General features: G+C 72.0%; 13 protein-coding genes and 1 riboswitch. Of the genes, 7 read left to right on the top strand and 6 right to left on the bottom strand.

Annotated elements, in window-relative coordinates:
* Nucleotides 1-27 precede the first annotated feature (27 nt).
* The 4 genes from ribH to RKD23_RS31445 are packed head-to-tail and all read right to left on the bottom strand — an operon-like array spanning nucleotide 28 to nucleotide 3,071.
* Nucleotides 28-513: a 6,7-dimethyl-8-ribityllumazine synthase gene (gene ribH, locus RKD23_RS31460; RefSeq protein ID WP_424856758.1), complete on the bottom strand. Its 486-nt coding sequence runs from the start codon at nucleotides 511-513 to the stop codon at nucleotides 28-30.
* Between the two features lie 25 nt (nucleotides 514-538).
* Nucleotides 539-1,831: a bifunctional 3,4-dihydroxy-2-butanone-4-phosphate synthase/GTP cyclohydrolase II gene (locus RKD23_RS31455; RefSeq protein ID WP_424856757.1), complete on the bottom strand. Its 1,293-nt coding sequence runs from the start codon at nucleotides 1,829-1,831 to the stop codon at nucleotides 539-541.
* Nucleotides 1,828-2,469, bottom strand: a complete 642-nt coding sequence (gene pnuC, locus RKD23_RS31450; protein ID WP_404043217.1) for a nicotinamide riboside transporter PnuC — start codon at nucleotides 2,467-2,469, stop codon at nucleotides 1,828-1,830. The genes RKD23_RS31455 and pnuC overlap by 4 nt, the downstream gene beginning before the upstream one ends.
* Nucleotides 2,466-3,071, bottom strand: coding sequence for a riboflavin synthase (locus RKD23_RS31445; protein WP_424856756.1), 606 nt, complete (start codon nucleotides 3,069-3,071; stop codon nucleotides 2,466-2,468). Before RKD23_RS31445 ends, pnuC begins: the two co-directional genes overlap by 4 nt.
* A gap of 147 nt (nucleotides 3,072-3,218) precedes the next feature.
* Nucleotides 3,219-3,349, bottom strand: a riboswitch (FMN riboswitch).
* 185 nt (nucleotides 3,350-3,534) lie between these two features.
* Here RKD23_RS31445 and RKD23_RS31440 point away from each other — a divergent pair.
* The 3 genes from RKD23_RS31440 (at nucleotide 3,535) to RKD23_RS31430 (ending at nucleotide 7,727) form a co-directional block, all read left to right on the top strand.
* Nucleotides 3,535-5,886 carry a chitinase C-terminal domain-containing protein gene (locus RKD23_RS31440; protein ID WP_424856755.1) on the top strand — a complete coding sequence of 784 codons (2,352 nt, stop codon included), beginning with the start codon at nucleotides 3,535-3,537 and terminating at the stop codon, nucleotides 5,884-5,886.
* A 100-nt stretch (nucleotides 5,887-5,986) separates the two neighbouring features.
* Nucleotides 5,987-6,880, top strand: a complete 894-nt coding sequence (locus RKD23_RS31435; RefSeq protein WP_424856754.1) for an RNA polymerase sigma-70 factor — start codon at nucleotides 5,987-5,989, stop codon at nucleotides 6,878-6,880.
* A gap of 103 nt (nucleotides 6,881-6,983) precedes the next feature.
* Nucleotides 6,984-7,727, top strand: coding sequence for an SDR family oxidoreductase (locus RKD23_RS31430; protein WP_424856753.1), 744 nt, complete (start codon nucleotides 6,984-6,986; stop codon nucleotides 7,725-7,727).
* A 9-nt stretch (nucleotides 7,728-7,736) separates the two neighbouring features.
* Here RKD23_RS31430 and RKD23_RS31425 read toward each other — a convergent pair whose 3' ends face one another.
* Entirely contained in the window at nucleotides 7,737-8,918 is a 1,182-nt protein-coding gene (locus RKD23_RS31425; protein WP_424856752.1) for an ROK family transcriptional regulator, read from the bottom strand.
* 109 nt (nucleotides 8,919-9,027) lie between these two features.
* Here RKD23_RS31425 and RKD23_RS31420 point away from each other — a divergent pair, with 109 nt between their 5' ends.
* Nucleotides 9,028-10,242, top strand: a complete 1,215-nt coding sequence (locus RKD23_RS31420; RefSeq protein ID WP_424856751.1) for an MFS transporter — start codon at nucleotides 9,028-9,030, stop codon at nucleotides 10,240-10,242.
* On the opposite strand, the gene RKD23_RS31415 is transcribed toward RKD23_RS31420, so the two are convergent.
* A complete protein-coding gene (locus RKD23_RS31415; protein ID WP_424856750.1) occupies nucleotides 10,199-10,660 on the bottom strand; it encodes an acyl-CoA thioesterase in 462 nt (153 codons plus the stop codon). The genes RKD23_RS31420 and RKD23_RS31415 overlap by 44 nt on opposite strands.
* Nucleotides 10,661-10,776: 116 nt before the next feature.
* On the opposite strand from RKD23_RS31415, the gene RKD23_RS31410 reads away from it, so the two are divergent.
* The 3 genes from RKD23_RS31410 (at nucleotide 10,777) to RKD23_RS31400 (ending at nucleotide 13,946) form a co-directional block, all read left to right on the top strand.
* Nucleotides 10,777-12,168, top strand: coding sequence for a uracil-xanthine permease family protein (locus RKD23_RS31410; protein WP_424856749.1), 1,392 nt, complete (start codon nucleotides 10,777-10,779; stop codon nucleotides 12,166-12,168).
* 71 nt (nucleotides 12,169-12,239) lie between these two features.
* Nucleotides 12,240-12,926: a DUF5995 family protein gene (locus tag RKD23_RS31405; protein ID WP_424856748.1), complete on the top strand. Its 687-nt coding sequence runs from the start codon at nucleotides 12,240-12,242 to the stop codon at nucleotides 12,924-12,926.
* A 90-nt stretch (nucleotides 12,927-13,016) separates the two neighbouring features.
* Nucleotides 13,017-13,946 carry an LLM class F420-dependent oxidoreductase gene (locus RKD23_RS31400; RefSeq protein ID WP_424856747.1) on the top strand — a complete coding sequence of 310 codons (930 nt, stop codon included), beginning with the start codon at nucleotides 13,017-13,019 and terminating at the stop codon, nucleotides 13,944-13,946.
* Nucleotides 13,947-13,963 lie beyond the last annotated feature (17 nt).

Genomic DNA, 13,963 nt, shown 5'->3' with positions numbered 1-13,963 from the left:
CTTACCCTACGCGGTCCCCGGCCCCGCTCAGCGCCACGGTTCAGATACTGAACGCAGGGTGGCCGCGGTGGCCACGGCGGCGGTGACCGCCTCGTGCCCCTTGTCCTCGTTCGAGCCCTCCAGGCCCGCCCGGTCCAGGGCCTGCTCCTCGGTGTCACAGGTGAGCACGCCCATGCCGACGGGCACGCCGGTCTCGACGGAGACCTGGGTCAGGCCCTGGGTGACGCCCTGGCACACGTAGTCGAAGTGGGGGGTGCCGCCGCGGATGACGACGCCGAGCGCGACGATCGCGTCGTAGCCGCGTCCGGCGAGCACCTTGGCGACGACCGGCAGTTCCCAGCTGCCGGGGACCCTGAGCAGGGTCGGCTCGTCGATGCCCAGGTCGTGCAGGGCGCGCAGCGCGCCGTCCACCAGTCCGTCCATCACCTTCTCGTGCCACTGCGCCGCGATGACGGCGACCCGCAGGTCACCCACGTTGCGTACGGACAGTTCCGGTGCGCCCTTGCCGCTCACGTTCTCTTGTCTCCTCGGTGGTCTCTTACTGGTTGCCGCAGGTGGTGGTGACGGGAGCCGTCTCCAGCCAGGGCAGGTCGTGGCCCATCCGGTCCCGCTTGGTGCGCAGGTAGCGGAGGTTGTGCTCGCCCGCGGTGACGGGCATCGGCTCGCGCTCGGTGACGGCGACGCCGTGGCGGACGAGCGCGTCGCTCTTGTCGGGGTTGTTGGTCAGCAGCCGGACGCTGCGCACCCCGAGGTCCTTGAGCATCTGCGCGCCCGCCCCGTAGTCGCGGGCGTCGGCGGGCAGGCCGAGTTCCAGGTTGGCGTCCAGGGTGTCGCGGCCGCGCTCCTGGAGTTCGTAGGCGCGCAGCTTGGACAGCAGCCCGATGCCGCGCCCCTCGTGTCCGCGCAGGTAGACGACCACGCCCCGGCCCTCGGCCTGGATGCGCTCCAGGGAGGCGTCCAGCTGGGGGCCGCAGTCGCAGCGCAGGGAGCCGAAGACGTCGCCGGTGAGGCATTCGGAGTGGACCCGGACGAGGACGTTCTCACCGTCGCCGATCTCGCCGTGGACGAGGGCGACGTGCTCGACGCCGTCGACGGTGGAGCGGTAGCCGTACGCCGTGAAGGTGCCGTGGGCGGTGGGCAGCCGGGTCTCGGCCTCGCGGCGGACGGTGGGCTCGCTGGAGCGGCGGTAGGCGATCAGGTCCTCGATGGAGATGATCGTCAGGCCGTGCTTGCGGGCGAAGGGGATCAGCTCGGGCAGGCGCAGCATACGGCCGTCCTCGCCGGCGATCTCGACGATCGCGCCCGCCGGGCGCAGGCCCGCGAGGCGGGCGAGGTCGACGGCGGCCTCGGTGTGGCCGTTGCGGGTGAGCACGCCGCCGGGCTTGGCGCGCAGCGGGAAGATGTGGCCGGGGCGCACGAAGTCGTCGGCCTGGGCGGTGCCGCTCGCCAGGAGCTGGAGCGTGGTCGCGCGGTCGGCGGCGGAGATGCCGGTGGTCACGCCGTGGGCGCCTGAGGCGTCGACGGAGACGGTGAACGCCGTCTTCATCTGCTCGGTGTTGTCGGCGACCATCTGCGGGAGCTGGAGCCGGTCCAGTTCGTCGCCCTCCATGGGGGCGCAGATCAGACCGCGGCACTCGCTCATCATGAACGCGACGATCTCGGGCGTCACATGCTCGGCGGCGACGACGAGGTCGCCCTCGTTCTCGCGGTCCTCGTCGTCGACCACGACGACCGGGCGGCCGGCGGCGATGTCGGCGATGGCCTGCTCGATCGGATCGAGCGCGAAGTCGTCGAGGTCGTCGGTCGAGTACAGGACAGGTGCCGTGCTCATGCGGGCGCTCCTTCCAGGGCGGGCTGCGGACCCTTGCGGGAGCGCAGCCACCAGTCGCGCATGCCCCACAGGACGAGCGCGCCGTAGATGACGTAGACGAAGCCGGAGAAGGCGTAGCCGTTGGCGAAGTTCAGGGGGACGCCCACGACGTCGACGAGCAGCCAGGCGAACCAGAACTCGACCATGCCCTTGGCCTGGGCGTACATGGCGACGATGGTGCCGACGAAGATGTAGGCGTCGGGCCAGGGGTCCCAGGACAGGCTCGGGTAGGCCTTGAACAGCAGCGCCACCGCGACGGTGCCCGCGGCGGCCGCGGCGATCATCGCGCCGCGCTCGCGCCAGTTGGCGAAGCGCACGGAGATCTGGCCGTCCTCGCCCCGGCCCGTGCCGCGCTGCCACTGCCACCAGCCGTAGAGGGCGACGAGCATGACGACGACCTGCTTGCCGGCGCTGCCGGTGAGATGGCCGTAGAAGGCGACGAAGAGGATCAGACCGGCGAGGAACTGCACGGGCCAGGTCCACACCGAGCGGCGCCAGCCGAGGGTGAGGGCGATCAGGCCGAAGATGTTGCCGATCATGTCCGACCAGATGATGTGCTGGTCGAGCAGGACGAACGCCTCGGAGTTCAGCCAGTTCACTTCGGTTCCCCCTGACCGGTGGTGAGCAGCCGCTCGACGTACTTGGCGATGACATCGACCTCGAGGTTGACCGGGTCGCCGGGCTGCTTGATGCCGAGCGTGGTCAGGGCGAGGGTCGTCGGGATGAGGCTGACGGTGAAGTAGTCGGGCCCGGCCTCCACGACGGTGAGGCTGATGCCGTCGACCGTGATGGAGCCCTTCTCCACGACGTAGCGGGCGAGGTCCGCGGGGAGGGAGATCTTCACGATCTCCCAGTGCTCGGAGGGGGTCCGCTCCAGGACGGAGCCGGTGCCGTCGACGTGGCCCTGCACGATGTGGCCGCCGAGGCGGGCGCCGACGGCGGTGGGGCGTTCCAGGTTGACGCGGGAGCCGACGGTGAGGACGCCCAGGCTGGAGCGCTTGAGGGTCTCGGCCATGACGTCGGCGGTGAACTCGTCGCCCTCGTGGTCGACGACCGTGAGGCAGACGCCGTTCACGGCGATGGAGTCGCCGTGCTTCGCGCCCTCGGTGACGACGGGTCCGCGCAGCCGGAAGCGACAGGCGTCGTCGAGGGTCTCGACGGCGGTGATCTCGCCCAGCTCTTCGACGATTCCGGTGAACACTTCCCGGGTCCTCCTGCCTCTTCGGGCACGGACTCCGGGGCTGTCGATGACGACAGAAAGGACGAGCAAGGACACCGGGGGCGACGCCGGACAGGGCTCGCCGCTAGGGCGAACCGGTACGGCGGCGCGCACGGATGTGCTCGCCCGCCGCGCACTGCCTCCCATCCGGACTTTAACCGTCGGTCCAGGAATTTCACCTGGTCAACCGGCCGCTGGAGGCGACCGGGTCGCGGACTGTAACCGCCGGTTCGGACTTTCACCGACCCCGGAGTGCGCTGCTACTGGTACAGGGCCAGTGTGCCACGGACGGTACTCGTCCATGCGGGTGAACCCTGTGGAGTGGCTCACATGAACATGACGAGAACCGGTCGGCCGGCCACCGCCCCGAGATTGGTCCATACCTATTGACGCATTGGTCTAGTCCTCCCTAGGGTCTGCGCAACTTCCTTGGAGAGGAGCCGAATTGCTGTCCCCCGCACGCAATCGCGCCAGACCCGCACTGCTCACCGCCGCCGGCGCGGTCGCCGGTCTCCTGCTGGCCGGTCTTCCGGCGACCGTCTCGCACGCCGCCGACCAGGACTCCTGTCGCCCCGACGGCCTCTACCGGACGCCCGGCGTCGACGTCCCCTACTGCTCCGTCTACGACGCCGACGGGCGCGAGAAGATGGGCGCCGACCATCAGCGCCGGGTCATCGGCTACTTCACCGGCTGGCGGACCGGCAAGGACGGCACGCCCGCCTATCTCGCCTCCGACATCCCCTGGGACAAGGTCACCCACCTCAACTACGCCTTCGCCCACATCGACGGCTCCAACAAGCTCTCCGTGGGCACGGACGGCGCGAACAACGCGGCGACCGGGATGACCTGGCCGGGCGTGGCGGGCGCCGAGATGGACCCGGCGTACACCTACAAGGGCCACTTCAACCTGCTGAACAAGTTCAAGAAGCAGCACCCGAACGTCAAGACGCTGATCTCGGTCGGCGGTTGGGCGGAGACCGGCGGCTACTTCGCCGACGACGGCTCGCGCGTGAACTCGGGCGGCTTCTACTCGATGGCCACCAACGCCGACGGCTCGGTGAACCAGGCGGGCATCGACACCTTCGCGGCCTCGGCCGTCGACTTCATCAGGAAGTACGGCTTCAACGGCGTCGACATCGACTACGAGTACCCGACGACCATGAAGGACGCGGGCAACCCGCTCGACTGGTCGCTCTCCAACGCCCGCCGGGCCGGCCTGGTCAAGGGCTACGCGGCCCTGATGAAGACCCTGCGCGAGAAGCTCGACCGCGCGGGCGCGGCCGACGGCAAGCACTACCTCCTCTCGGTGGCGGCGCCTTCGTCCGGCTATCTGCTGCGCGGCATGGAGACCTTCCAGGTCCAGAAGTACCTGGACTACGTCAACATCATGTCGTACGACCTGCACGGCGCCTGGAACGAGTACGTCGGCCCGAACGCCTCCCTGTTCGACGACGGCAAGGACGCCGAGCTCGCCGCGGCGGGCGTCTACGGCAGCCAGCAGTACGGCGGCATCGGCTACCTCAACACCGACTGGGCCTACCACTACTTCCGCGGCTCGATGCCGGCCGGCCGCATCAACATCGGCCTGCCGTACTACACACGCGGTTTCAAGAACGTCCAGGGCGGCACGGACGGCCTGTGGGGCAAGGCGGCCGCGACGACCTGCCCGGCCGGGTCCGGGCTGACCAAGTGCGGTGACGGCGCGGTCGGCATCGACAACCTGTGGCACGACAAGGACACCAACGGCCAGGAGTCGCCGGCCGGTTCCAACCCGATGTGGCACGCCAAGAACCTGGAGAAGGGCGTCGCCGGGGACTACCTGGCCAAGTACGGCTTCCCGGCCGGCACCAAGCTGACCGGCACCTACGCCCGTAAGTACGACTCCACCCTGGTCGCGCCGTGGCTGTGGAACGCCGAGAAGAAGGTGTTCCTGTCCACCGAGGACGAGCAGTCGGTGGCCGCGAAGGCCGACTACGTCGTCGACCGCGGCATCGGCGGCACGATGGTGTGGGAGCTGGCGGGCGACTACGCCTGGAACGCGGCGAAGGGCCAGTACGAGCCCGGCTCGACGCTCACCTCGCTGATGTACGACAAGTTCAGGTCGGCCGCGCCGTACGGTGCGAAGGTGTCCAACAAGGCGCTGCCCGCCAAGGCCGTCGACATCGGCGTGGAGTTCGGCGACTTCAAGCTGGGCGACTCCAACTACCCGATCACGCCCAAGGTGAAGATCACCAACAACACGAGGACGACCCTGCCGGGCGGTACGGAGTTCCAGTTCGACTACTCCACCGCGGCACCGGGCAACGCCTCCGACCAGTCGGGCTTCGGCACGAAGGTGATCAGCAGCGACCACACCGGGTCCAACGTGGGCGGGCTGAAGGGCGACTTCCACCGGGTGTCGCTGAAGCTGCCGAGCTGGCAGTCGCTGGCGCCGGGCGCGTCGGTGGAGCTGTCGTTCAACTACTACCTGCCGGTGTCCACGCCGTGGAACTGGACGGTGACCATCGCCGGTACGACGTACCAGCTGGCCGGCAACCTGGCGCGCGGCACGACGGTGGTGGAGCCGGGCACGGGCACCAGCCCCTCCCCCGACCCGACGAACCCGACCCCGACGCCGACCCCGACTCCGACGCCAGGTGCCTGCACCGCGCCCGCGTGGAGCGCGACGACGGAGTACGGCGGCGGTACTCAGGTCTCCCACAAGGGGCACTCGTGGAAGGCCAAGTGGTGGACGAAGGGCGAGGAGCCCGGCACCACCGGCGAGTGGGGTGTGTGGCAGGACCTCGGTTCCTGCTAGCCACCCTCGATGACGGGCCCGGCGGCGGTGACGACGGCCCTTGCCCGCCGCCGGGTCTCCCCAACGCCGTCCCGGCGCAGGGGTCTGGCAGGGTGAGAGCATGACGACTGCCGCCGCGCTCGCCGACGAGTTCCAGACGCACCGCCCCCGGCTGTTCGGCCTCGCCTACCGCCTGCTCGGCTCCGCCGACGAGGCGGAGGACGCCGTCCAGGACGCCTGGCTGAGGTTCAGCGGGGCCGACCGTGCCGGGATCGAGAACCTTGGGGCCTGGCTCGCCAAGGTCGTCACCAATCTCTGCCTCACCCGGCTGACCTCGGCCCGGGCGCGGCGCGAGACCTATGCCGGGCCCTGGCTGCCCGAGCCGGTCGTCACCTCCGACGGCACGCTCGGGCCGCTGGAGTCCGCCGAGCAGCGCGACGCCGTGTCGCTGGCGATGCTGGTGCTGCTGGAGCGGCTGACGCCGACCGAGCGGGCGGTGTACGTGCTGCGCGAGGCGTTCGGGTACGGGCACCGGGAGATCGCGGGCGTGCTCGATCTCAGCGAGGCCAACTGCCGCCAGCTCTACCGCCGCGCGGCGCAGCGGGTGGCCGCCGACGAGCCCCGCTTCGCCCCCGAGCCTCGGCGCCGGGAGGAGCTCGTCGCCTCTTTCCTCAACGCCGCCCGCGAGGGCGATCTGGCGGGCCTGGAGAAACTCCTCGCCGCCGATGTCACCTGGGTCAGCGACGGCGGCGGCAAGGTCAGCGCGGCCCGCAGGCGAATCGAGGGCCGCGACAAGGTCCTGCGCTTCCTGCTGGGCGTCGCCGAGCGCTATCTGGACGGGGTGCGCTTCACCCTGGCCGAGGTCAACGGCAGCAGCGCGCTGCTCGCCTGGGACGGCGACCGGCTCATCGGCGTGTCCTCCTTCGAGCTGCGCGACGGGCTGATCACCGAGGGACGGACCGTGCTGAACCCGGACAAGCTGGAGTTCGCGCAGCGCCAGCTCGGGCGTCCCTGAAAGTCGCCCCCGTCGGCTGTCACATTCCGCGGGGGCCGCGCGGTCTCAGCTGGCGAAGGGCGTTCCACTCGGGAGCGCCCGGCGTCCGAAGGGGCTGAACAGCATGACCACGATCCTGGTGACCGGCGGCACCGGAGTGCTCGGCAGGCTCGTCACCGAGCGGCTGCGCGCGGACGGGCACGAGGTGCGGGTGCTCAGCCGGCACAGCCGGCCGTACGCCGTGGACCTCAGGGAGGGCGGCAGCGCGCTGGACGCGGCCTTGGCGGGCGTGGACACGGTCGTGCACTGCGCGAGCACGCCGCGCGGCGGGGACGAGCGGGCGGCGGCGAACCTCGTGGAGGCGGCGCGGCGGGCGGGCGTCGGGCACCTGGTCTACATCTCCATCGTCGGGGTGGACCGGGTGCCGTTCGGCTACTACAAGACCAAGCTGGCGGTGGAGCGCCTGGTGGAGCAGTCGGGCCTCGGCTGGACGACCCTGCGCACCACCCAGTTCCACGACCTGCTGGTGCAGGTCTTCCAGCCGCTCGCCAAGCTTCCGTTCATGCTGCTGCCGGCCGGGGTGAGCGACCAGCCGATCGAGGTGGCCGAGGTCGCGGGCCGTCTCGCCGAGCTGGCCGTGGGCGCTCCCGCGGGACGCGTCCCGGACATGGGCGGCCCCGAGGTGCGCTCCCTGGACTCCCTGGCCCGCGCCTACCTGTCGGCGACCGGCCGGCGCCGCCCACTGGTGAGGGTGCCGCTGTGGGGCGCGGCGTACCGCGCCTTCCGAGCAGGCGGCCACCTCACGCCGGAGCTGGCGGTGGGCAAGGGCACGTTCGAGGAGTACCTGGAGCGACGCTTCCGCGCCTGAGCCGCGCGCTCAGGGCCGGTCCGGCCCGAACAGCTCGTCCTGCGCGCGGTCCCGGGCGGTCAGCAGGGCTCCGCGCAGGACGGCGCTCCCGCCGAGGGCGCCGGCCCTGACCTCCGTCTCCAGCGGGGACATCCGCCGGATCCGCTCCTCCACCCGCCGGGCCAGCGCCTCGCCCCCGGCCCGGCCGACCTCCCCGCCGAGCACGACACACCCCGGGTCCAGTACGGCGACGACGGAGGCGACCCCGATGGCGAGCCGGCCGGCGAGGGCGTCCAGGAAGGAGGCAGCCGCCGGGTCCGCCACAGCCGCCCGGACCGCCGCCGCAGCCGGGAGTTCCTCGCCCACGGCCCGCGCCCTCACCCCGCACTCCCCCGCGAGGCGTTCGATCGCCTGAGCCCCGGCCAGGGAATGGAACCCGCCCTCGCAGTCCGTGGCCGAGGGAAGCGCGTCCGTACCCGGCACCGGGAGGAAGCCGATCTCGCCCGTGCCGCCGGAGGCGCCGCGGCGCAGGCGGCCGTCCAGGACGACGGCCGCGCCGGTGCCTGCGCCCAGCCAGAGCAGGACGAACGTGTCGCGGTCGCGGGCGGCGCCCTCGCGCTGCTCGGCCAGGGCGGCGAGGTTGGTCTCGTTCTCGACGGTCACCCGGGCCGCGGGGAGCCGTTCCTGGAGGGCGGCCACGAGGCGGCGGTGCCAGGCGGGCAGCCCGGTGGAATCGCGGAGTTCACCGGTCGCGGGGTCGATCAGGCCGGGCGCGCCGATGCCGACGGTGTGCAGCTCCTGCGCCCCGGCCTCCTTGGCGGCCCGCTCGACCAGCGCGACGGCCTGCTCCACGGCGGGGCCGGTCCCCGCCTCGCCCGCGATCGGCGCGGACGCCTCGGCGAGCACCCGCCCCACCAGGTCGGAGACGACCACGGAGACGCCCTCCGTGCGCACGTCGAGGGCGGCGAGACGGGCGCGCTCGGCGACGATGCCGTACAGCTTGGCGTTCGGGCCGCGGCGCTGCTCCCCCGCCTCTCCGACGACCGCGATGAGCCCGGCGGCGGTCAGCCGCTCGACGAGGTCGGCGACCGTCGGCCGGGACAGTCCGGTCAGCTGCTTCAGCTGGGCCGCCGTCAGCGGGCCCTCCTGCTGCAGCAGCCGCAGGGCGAGCCGGTCGTTGATGGCCCGGGCGGTGCTCGGTGATGCGGGCATGGGCGCATCTTATCCGCTATCTATCAGGCAGGGTTCCTGATAGTTTACGGCCACACCGAAGCAGAGGCACCGGCACAGCGGGGCTGCAGGGTCCGGGAGGGGCGGGAAAATGGAGGCAGTGTCCTACGAGCAGCGCGATGTGCGGCGGGCCCGGTACGCCGTGGCCGCCGTGTTCGCTGTGCACGGCGCGGTGACCGGCTCGTTCGCGACCCGGGTGCCCTGGATCCAGGACCACGCCGGGGTGAGCGCGGGGCAGCTCGGTCTCGCGCTCGCGTTCCCGGCGCTGGGCGCGTCGCTCGCGATGCCGCTGGCGGGCCGGGTCAGCCACACCTTCGGCGCCCGCAACGCCCTGCGCGGCCTGATCGCCCTGTGGACGCTGTCCCTCGTCCTGCCCGCGCTCTCCCCGAACCTGCTCACCCTGTGCGCGGCGCTGTTCGTCTACGGCGCCACGTCGGGCATGGCGGACGTGGCGATGAACGCCCTCGGCGTCGAGGTCGAGAACCGGCTGGGCCGCTCGATCATGTCCGGGCTGCACGGCATGTGGAGCGCGGGCGCCCTGATCGGCTCGGCCGCGGGCACGCTCGCCGCGCACCTGGGCGCCGACGCACGCCTGCACCACCTCCTGGCGGCCGCGGTCCTGACCGTGCTCGGCGTGGCCGCGTGCGGCTGGGTGCTGGACCTCCAGCCGGCCGAGGACGAGGAGCCGCCGCCGCGGTTCGCGCTGCCGCCGAAGTCGGCGCTGCTGATCGGCGCGGTCGGCTTCTGCGCGGTGTTCGCCGAGGGGGCCAGCCTGGACTGGTCGGCGGTCTATCTGCGCGACGAGCTGGAGACCTCGGCGGGTCTGGCGGCGGCGTGCACCACCGGCTTCACGCTCACCATGGCCGTGGCCCGGATCGCGGGCGACAAGGTGGTGGACCGTTTCGGCTCAGTGCGCACGGTCCGCGCAGGCGGTGTCCTCGCCGCGCTCGGCGGACTGCTCATCGTCGCCGCACCGAACCCGGCGACGGCGATGGCCGGGTTCGCGCTGATGGGCCTCGGCATCGCGGTGGTCGTGCCGCTGTGCTTCGCCGCCGCGGGCCGCAGCGGCCCGAACCCCAGCCAGGCCATCGCGGGTGTCGCCACCATCACCTACACCTCGGGCCTGGTCGCCCCCAGCGCGATCGGCGGACTGGCCCAGGCGACCAGCCTGGTGGTGTCGTTCGGCCTGGTCACCCTGCTGGCCTGCGGACTCGCCGTGTTCGCGGGGGTTCTGCGGGCGGGCGACCGGGACCGGCCGAAGGTCAGCCGTCCGACGGACGCAGCAGTGCCCGACCCGCGGTCCTGAACCCCTCGCTCCACGGCGCCGGGCGCAGCGTGTCGGCGTCCAGCCGGACCAGCACCCGGCTGCCGTGGGCGTACGTCGTGGCGCCGTCGGCCGAGCAGAACCGGAAGCCGTAGGTCAGGCCGGTGTTGCCGAGTCGCTCCAGCCACAGGTGGACGGCGTACTCGCCGGGCCGCGTCACCGGAGCCTCGTAGCTGATCCGCAGCTCCTTGACGGCGTTGCAGGCGTCACCGGCGGCGGCCCAGTCGCCCTCGAAGCGGAAGCCGTGGTCCTGGCAGAGCGCGGCCCAGGCCCGCTCGACCATCAGCGGATAGCGGGCGTTGTGCAGCAGGCCGAGCGCGTCCAGGTCGTCGAAGTGGACAGTGACGGGGACGAGCCGGCCGTACGACAGGGCGGGGATGGGCAGTGCTTCGGCGGTCACGGTGCGGCTCCTGTGGTCAATAGTTCAACGACCCCATCCTAAGCGGGCGCTCAGCATGCCCTTCTGGCAGGGACAATGGTCCGCGGCACCCACCCGTACGACGAAAGCGAAACCCCATGGATCTCGGCGTCCGCTGGAAACTGCACGGCGACGGACGCACCCCGGCCCCCGGCGCGGTGGTCCGGCCCGACGAGCGGCTGTCCTGGCCGCGCACGGTCGGCCTCGGCGCCCAGCACGTGGTCGCGATGTTCGGGGCGTCCTTCGTCGCACCGGTCCTGATGGGCCTGGACCCCAACCTCGCGATCATGATGTCCGGCGTCGCGACGGTGGTGTTCCTGCTCGCCACCCGCGGCCGGGTGCCCAGCTACCTCGGCTGCTCGCTGTCGTTCGTGGGCGTCGCCGCGGTGATCCGGGCCCAGGGCGGCACCAGCGCGACCGTGACCGGCGCGGTGTTCGTGGTCGGCGTGGCGCTGTTCCTGGTGGGTCTCGCGGTGCAGCGGTTCGGGGCGCGGATCATCCACGCGGCCATGCCGCCGATCGTCACCGGCGCGGTCGTGATGCTGATCGGCTTCAACCTCGCCCCGGTCACCGCCTCCACCTACTGGCCGCAGGACCAGTGGACGGCCCTGCTGGTGATGCTGTTCACCGGCCTGGCGGTCGTCTGTCTGCGCGGTTTCTGGTCCCGGATCGCGATCTTCCTGGGCCTGGTCTTCGGCTACGGCATCTCCTGGGCCTTCGACCGGGTCTTCGGCCGGATCCACTCCGCGGACGGCAGCGGCAAGGTCACCGACCACTGGCGCCTGGACTTCTCCGCCGTCTCCCAGGCCGACTGGATCGGCCTGCCCGACCTGCACGGACCGAGCTTTGAGTGGTCGGCGATCCTCGTCGCACTGCCGGTCGTGATCGCGCTGGTCGCCGAGAACGCCGGACACGTCAAGGCGGTCGGCGAGATGACCGGTGACAAGCTCGACGACAAGCTGGGCACGGCGATCTCCGCCGACGGCGTCGCCTCGATGCTCTCCACCGCGGTGGGCGGCCCGCCCAACACCACCTACTCCGAGAACATCGGCGTGATGGCCGCGACCCGCGTCTACTCCACCGCCGCCTACTGGGCCGCCGCCGGCTTCGCCCTCCTCTTCGGCCTCTGCCCCAAGTTCGGCGCGGTCGTCGCCGCCATCCCGGGCGGTGTGCTCGGCGGCATCACGGTCATCCTCTACGGCATGATCGGCCTGCTCGGCGCCCAGATCTGGCTCAACGCCAAGGTCGACCTGCGCAACCCGCTGAACCTCGTCCCGGCCGCCGCGGGCATCATCATCGGCGTCGGCAACGTCACCATGGAGTTCACCGACACCTTCTCGCTCAGCGGCATCGCCCTCGGCACGATCGTCGTCATCACCGGCTACCACGCGCTGCGCGCCTTCGCCCCGGCGCACCTGAAGGCGCAGGAGCCGCTCCTGGACGAGGGCACGTCGTCGTACGACGAGGACGAGCGGCCCGCCAAGCCGTAGCGTTCCCCCGTTCTGGGGAAGCGTCGGGCCCGCCGCCCCTGCGGTCGGGCCGGGACTGGGACCCTGCCCCCATGGCGCAGTTGGAACAGTTCACCACCCCCGTCGACGCGGTCGTCTCCCGGATGCGCGCGCTGGACGCGGCCCTTCCCGCACGGGACGGGGTCGCGGTCTTCAACCGTGTCTACCTGGCCGTCACCGAGGCGGTGGACCGGCAGGTGGACGCGGGCCGGTTCGCCGACCCGAGAGCCGCGATCACGCTGGACGTGCGGTTCGCCGAGCGGTACCTGTCCGCGGTGGACGCGGCCGCGTCCGACGGCCGCCCGCCCGCCTGCTGGCGGCCGCTGTTCCAGTTCCGCCGCCATCCCGGCGTACGTCCGCTGCAGTTCGCGCTCGCCGGCATCAACGCCCACATCGGTCACGATCTCGCCCTCGCCGTGGTGGACGCCTGTCACAGCCTCGGGTGCGAACCGGGCGAACTGGAGGACGAGTTCGACCGGGTGGGCGACCTGCTCGTGTCGCTGGAGGAGCACATCCGCGAGGATCTGATGCCGGGCCCCGACCTGCTCCAGATCGCCGACCCGCTCACCCATCTCCTCGGCTCCTGGAGCCTGGAACGCGCCCGGGACGCCACCTGGGCCGCGGCCCGCGCCCTGTGGGCCCTGCGCCGACTCCCGGACCTGGCAGGGGAGTTCACCGAGCGACTGGACGCGGCCGTGGGCTTCGCGGGGCGGATGCTGCTCACGCCCCTGCCCGACTGATCCGGCCTCGGCGAGCCGCCTCGGGGACGCTGGAACTCCCTGTGACCATGCGACGTTGATCCAATGTCAGCGATCACGAGGAGCTCACGCATGGCGACACCGCTCGGCCTCGGACTGCCCCAGATGCGCCACTTCGACCTCGGCAGGGACGTGCCCGACGTGGCCCGCACCGCGGAGGGCATCGGCTACACCAGCCTGTGGGTCTTCGAGCGCGCGCTGTTCCCCGAGCCCGCCACCCAGGGGCTGTACGGCATACCGGGCCTGCCCTGGCCCGACTTCTACCGCGGCGTGGCCGAGCCGCTGACGACGCTCACCCTGGCCGCGGCCGCCACCGAGCGGGCCCGGCTGGGCACCAGCGTGCTGGTGGCGCCGCTGCACATACCCTTCCAGCTCGCCAAGGCCCTGGCCACGCTGGACGCGGCGAGCGGCGGCCGGGTGGTGGCGGGCCTGGGCACCGGCTGGTCGCTCGACGAGTACGCGGCGGCTTCGGTGCGGCCCTTCGAGGAGCGGGGCCGGGTGCTGGACGAGCTGATCGACGTGTGCCGCGCGGTGTGGGGCCCGGACCCGGTGTCGTACGACGGCGACATCACGAAGATCGCGTCGGCCGTGGTCGGACCCAAGCCCGCCCGGCCGATACCGATCCTGCTGCCCGGCCTCAGCCCCAAGGCGCGCCGCCGGCTGGTGGACCGGGCCGACGGCTGGCTGCCGGTGGCCATGGGCGCCGAGGCGCTGGCCGCGCAGTGGCGCGAGCTGCAGGACCTCGCCGCCGAGCGCGGCCGCACCGAGCCGCTGCGCAGCGTGCTGCGGGTCAACACCCGCTACTCCCCCAAGCCCTACGACGCCGCCGACCGGCAGCCCTTCCAGGGCAGCGCCGACCAGATCGTCGAGGATCTGGCCGCGCATGCCGAGGTCGGCCTGGAGGAGATCCTGGTCGATCTGCAGGGCTCGGTGCGCGACGCGCAGGAGCTGAAGGCGGTGGCCGCCGAGGTGTTTGAAAAGGCGCGGGCGGCCGGAGTCTGAGTCCGCCCACCCGCGCC

The sequence above is a fragment of the Streptomyces sp. SAI-170 genome, assembly GCF_049739565.1.
GTDB lineage: Bacteria > Actinomycetota > Actinomycetes > Streptomycetales > Streptomycetaceae > Streptomyces.
This window is presented reverse-complemented; position numbering and strand designations above follow the sequence as displayed.

Coding starts and splice junctions, on each gene's coding strand:
- RKD23_RS31420 (WP_424856751.1), top strand. CDS start 9,028: ATGGAGGCAGTGTCCTACGAGCAGCGCGATGTGCGGCGGGCCCGGTAC.
- RKD23_RS31400 (WP_424856747.1), top strand. CDS start 13,017: ATGGCGACACCGCTCGGCCTCGGACTGCCCCAGATGCGCCACTTCGAC.
- RKD23_RS31410 (WP_424856749.1), top strand. CDS start 10,777: ATGGATCTCGGCGTCCGCTGGAAACTGCACGGCGACGGACGCACCCCG.
- RKD23_RS31455 (WP_424856757.1), bottom strand. CDS start 1,831: ATGAGCACGGCACCTGTCCTGTACTCGACCGACGACCTCGACGACTTC.
- RKD23_RS31430 (WP_424856753.1), top strand. CDS start 6,984: ATGACCACGATCCTGGTGACCGGCGGCACCGGAGTGCTCGGCAGGCTC.
- RKD23_RS31425 (WP_424856752.1), bottom strand. CDS start 8,918: ATGCCCGCATCACCGAGCACCGCCCGGGCCATCAACGACCGGCTCGCC.
- RKD23_RS31405 (WP_424856748.1), top strand. CDS start 12,240: ATGGCGCAGTTGGAACAGTTCACCACCCCCGTCGACGCGGTCGTCTCC.
- RKD23_RS31435 (WP_424856754.1), top strand. CDS start 5,987: ATGACGACTGCCGCCGCGCTCGCCGACGAGTTCCAGACGCACCGCCCC.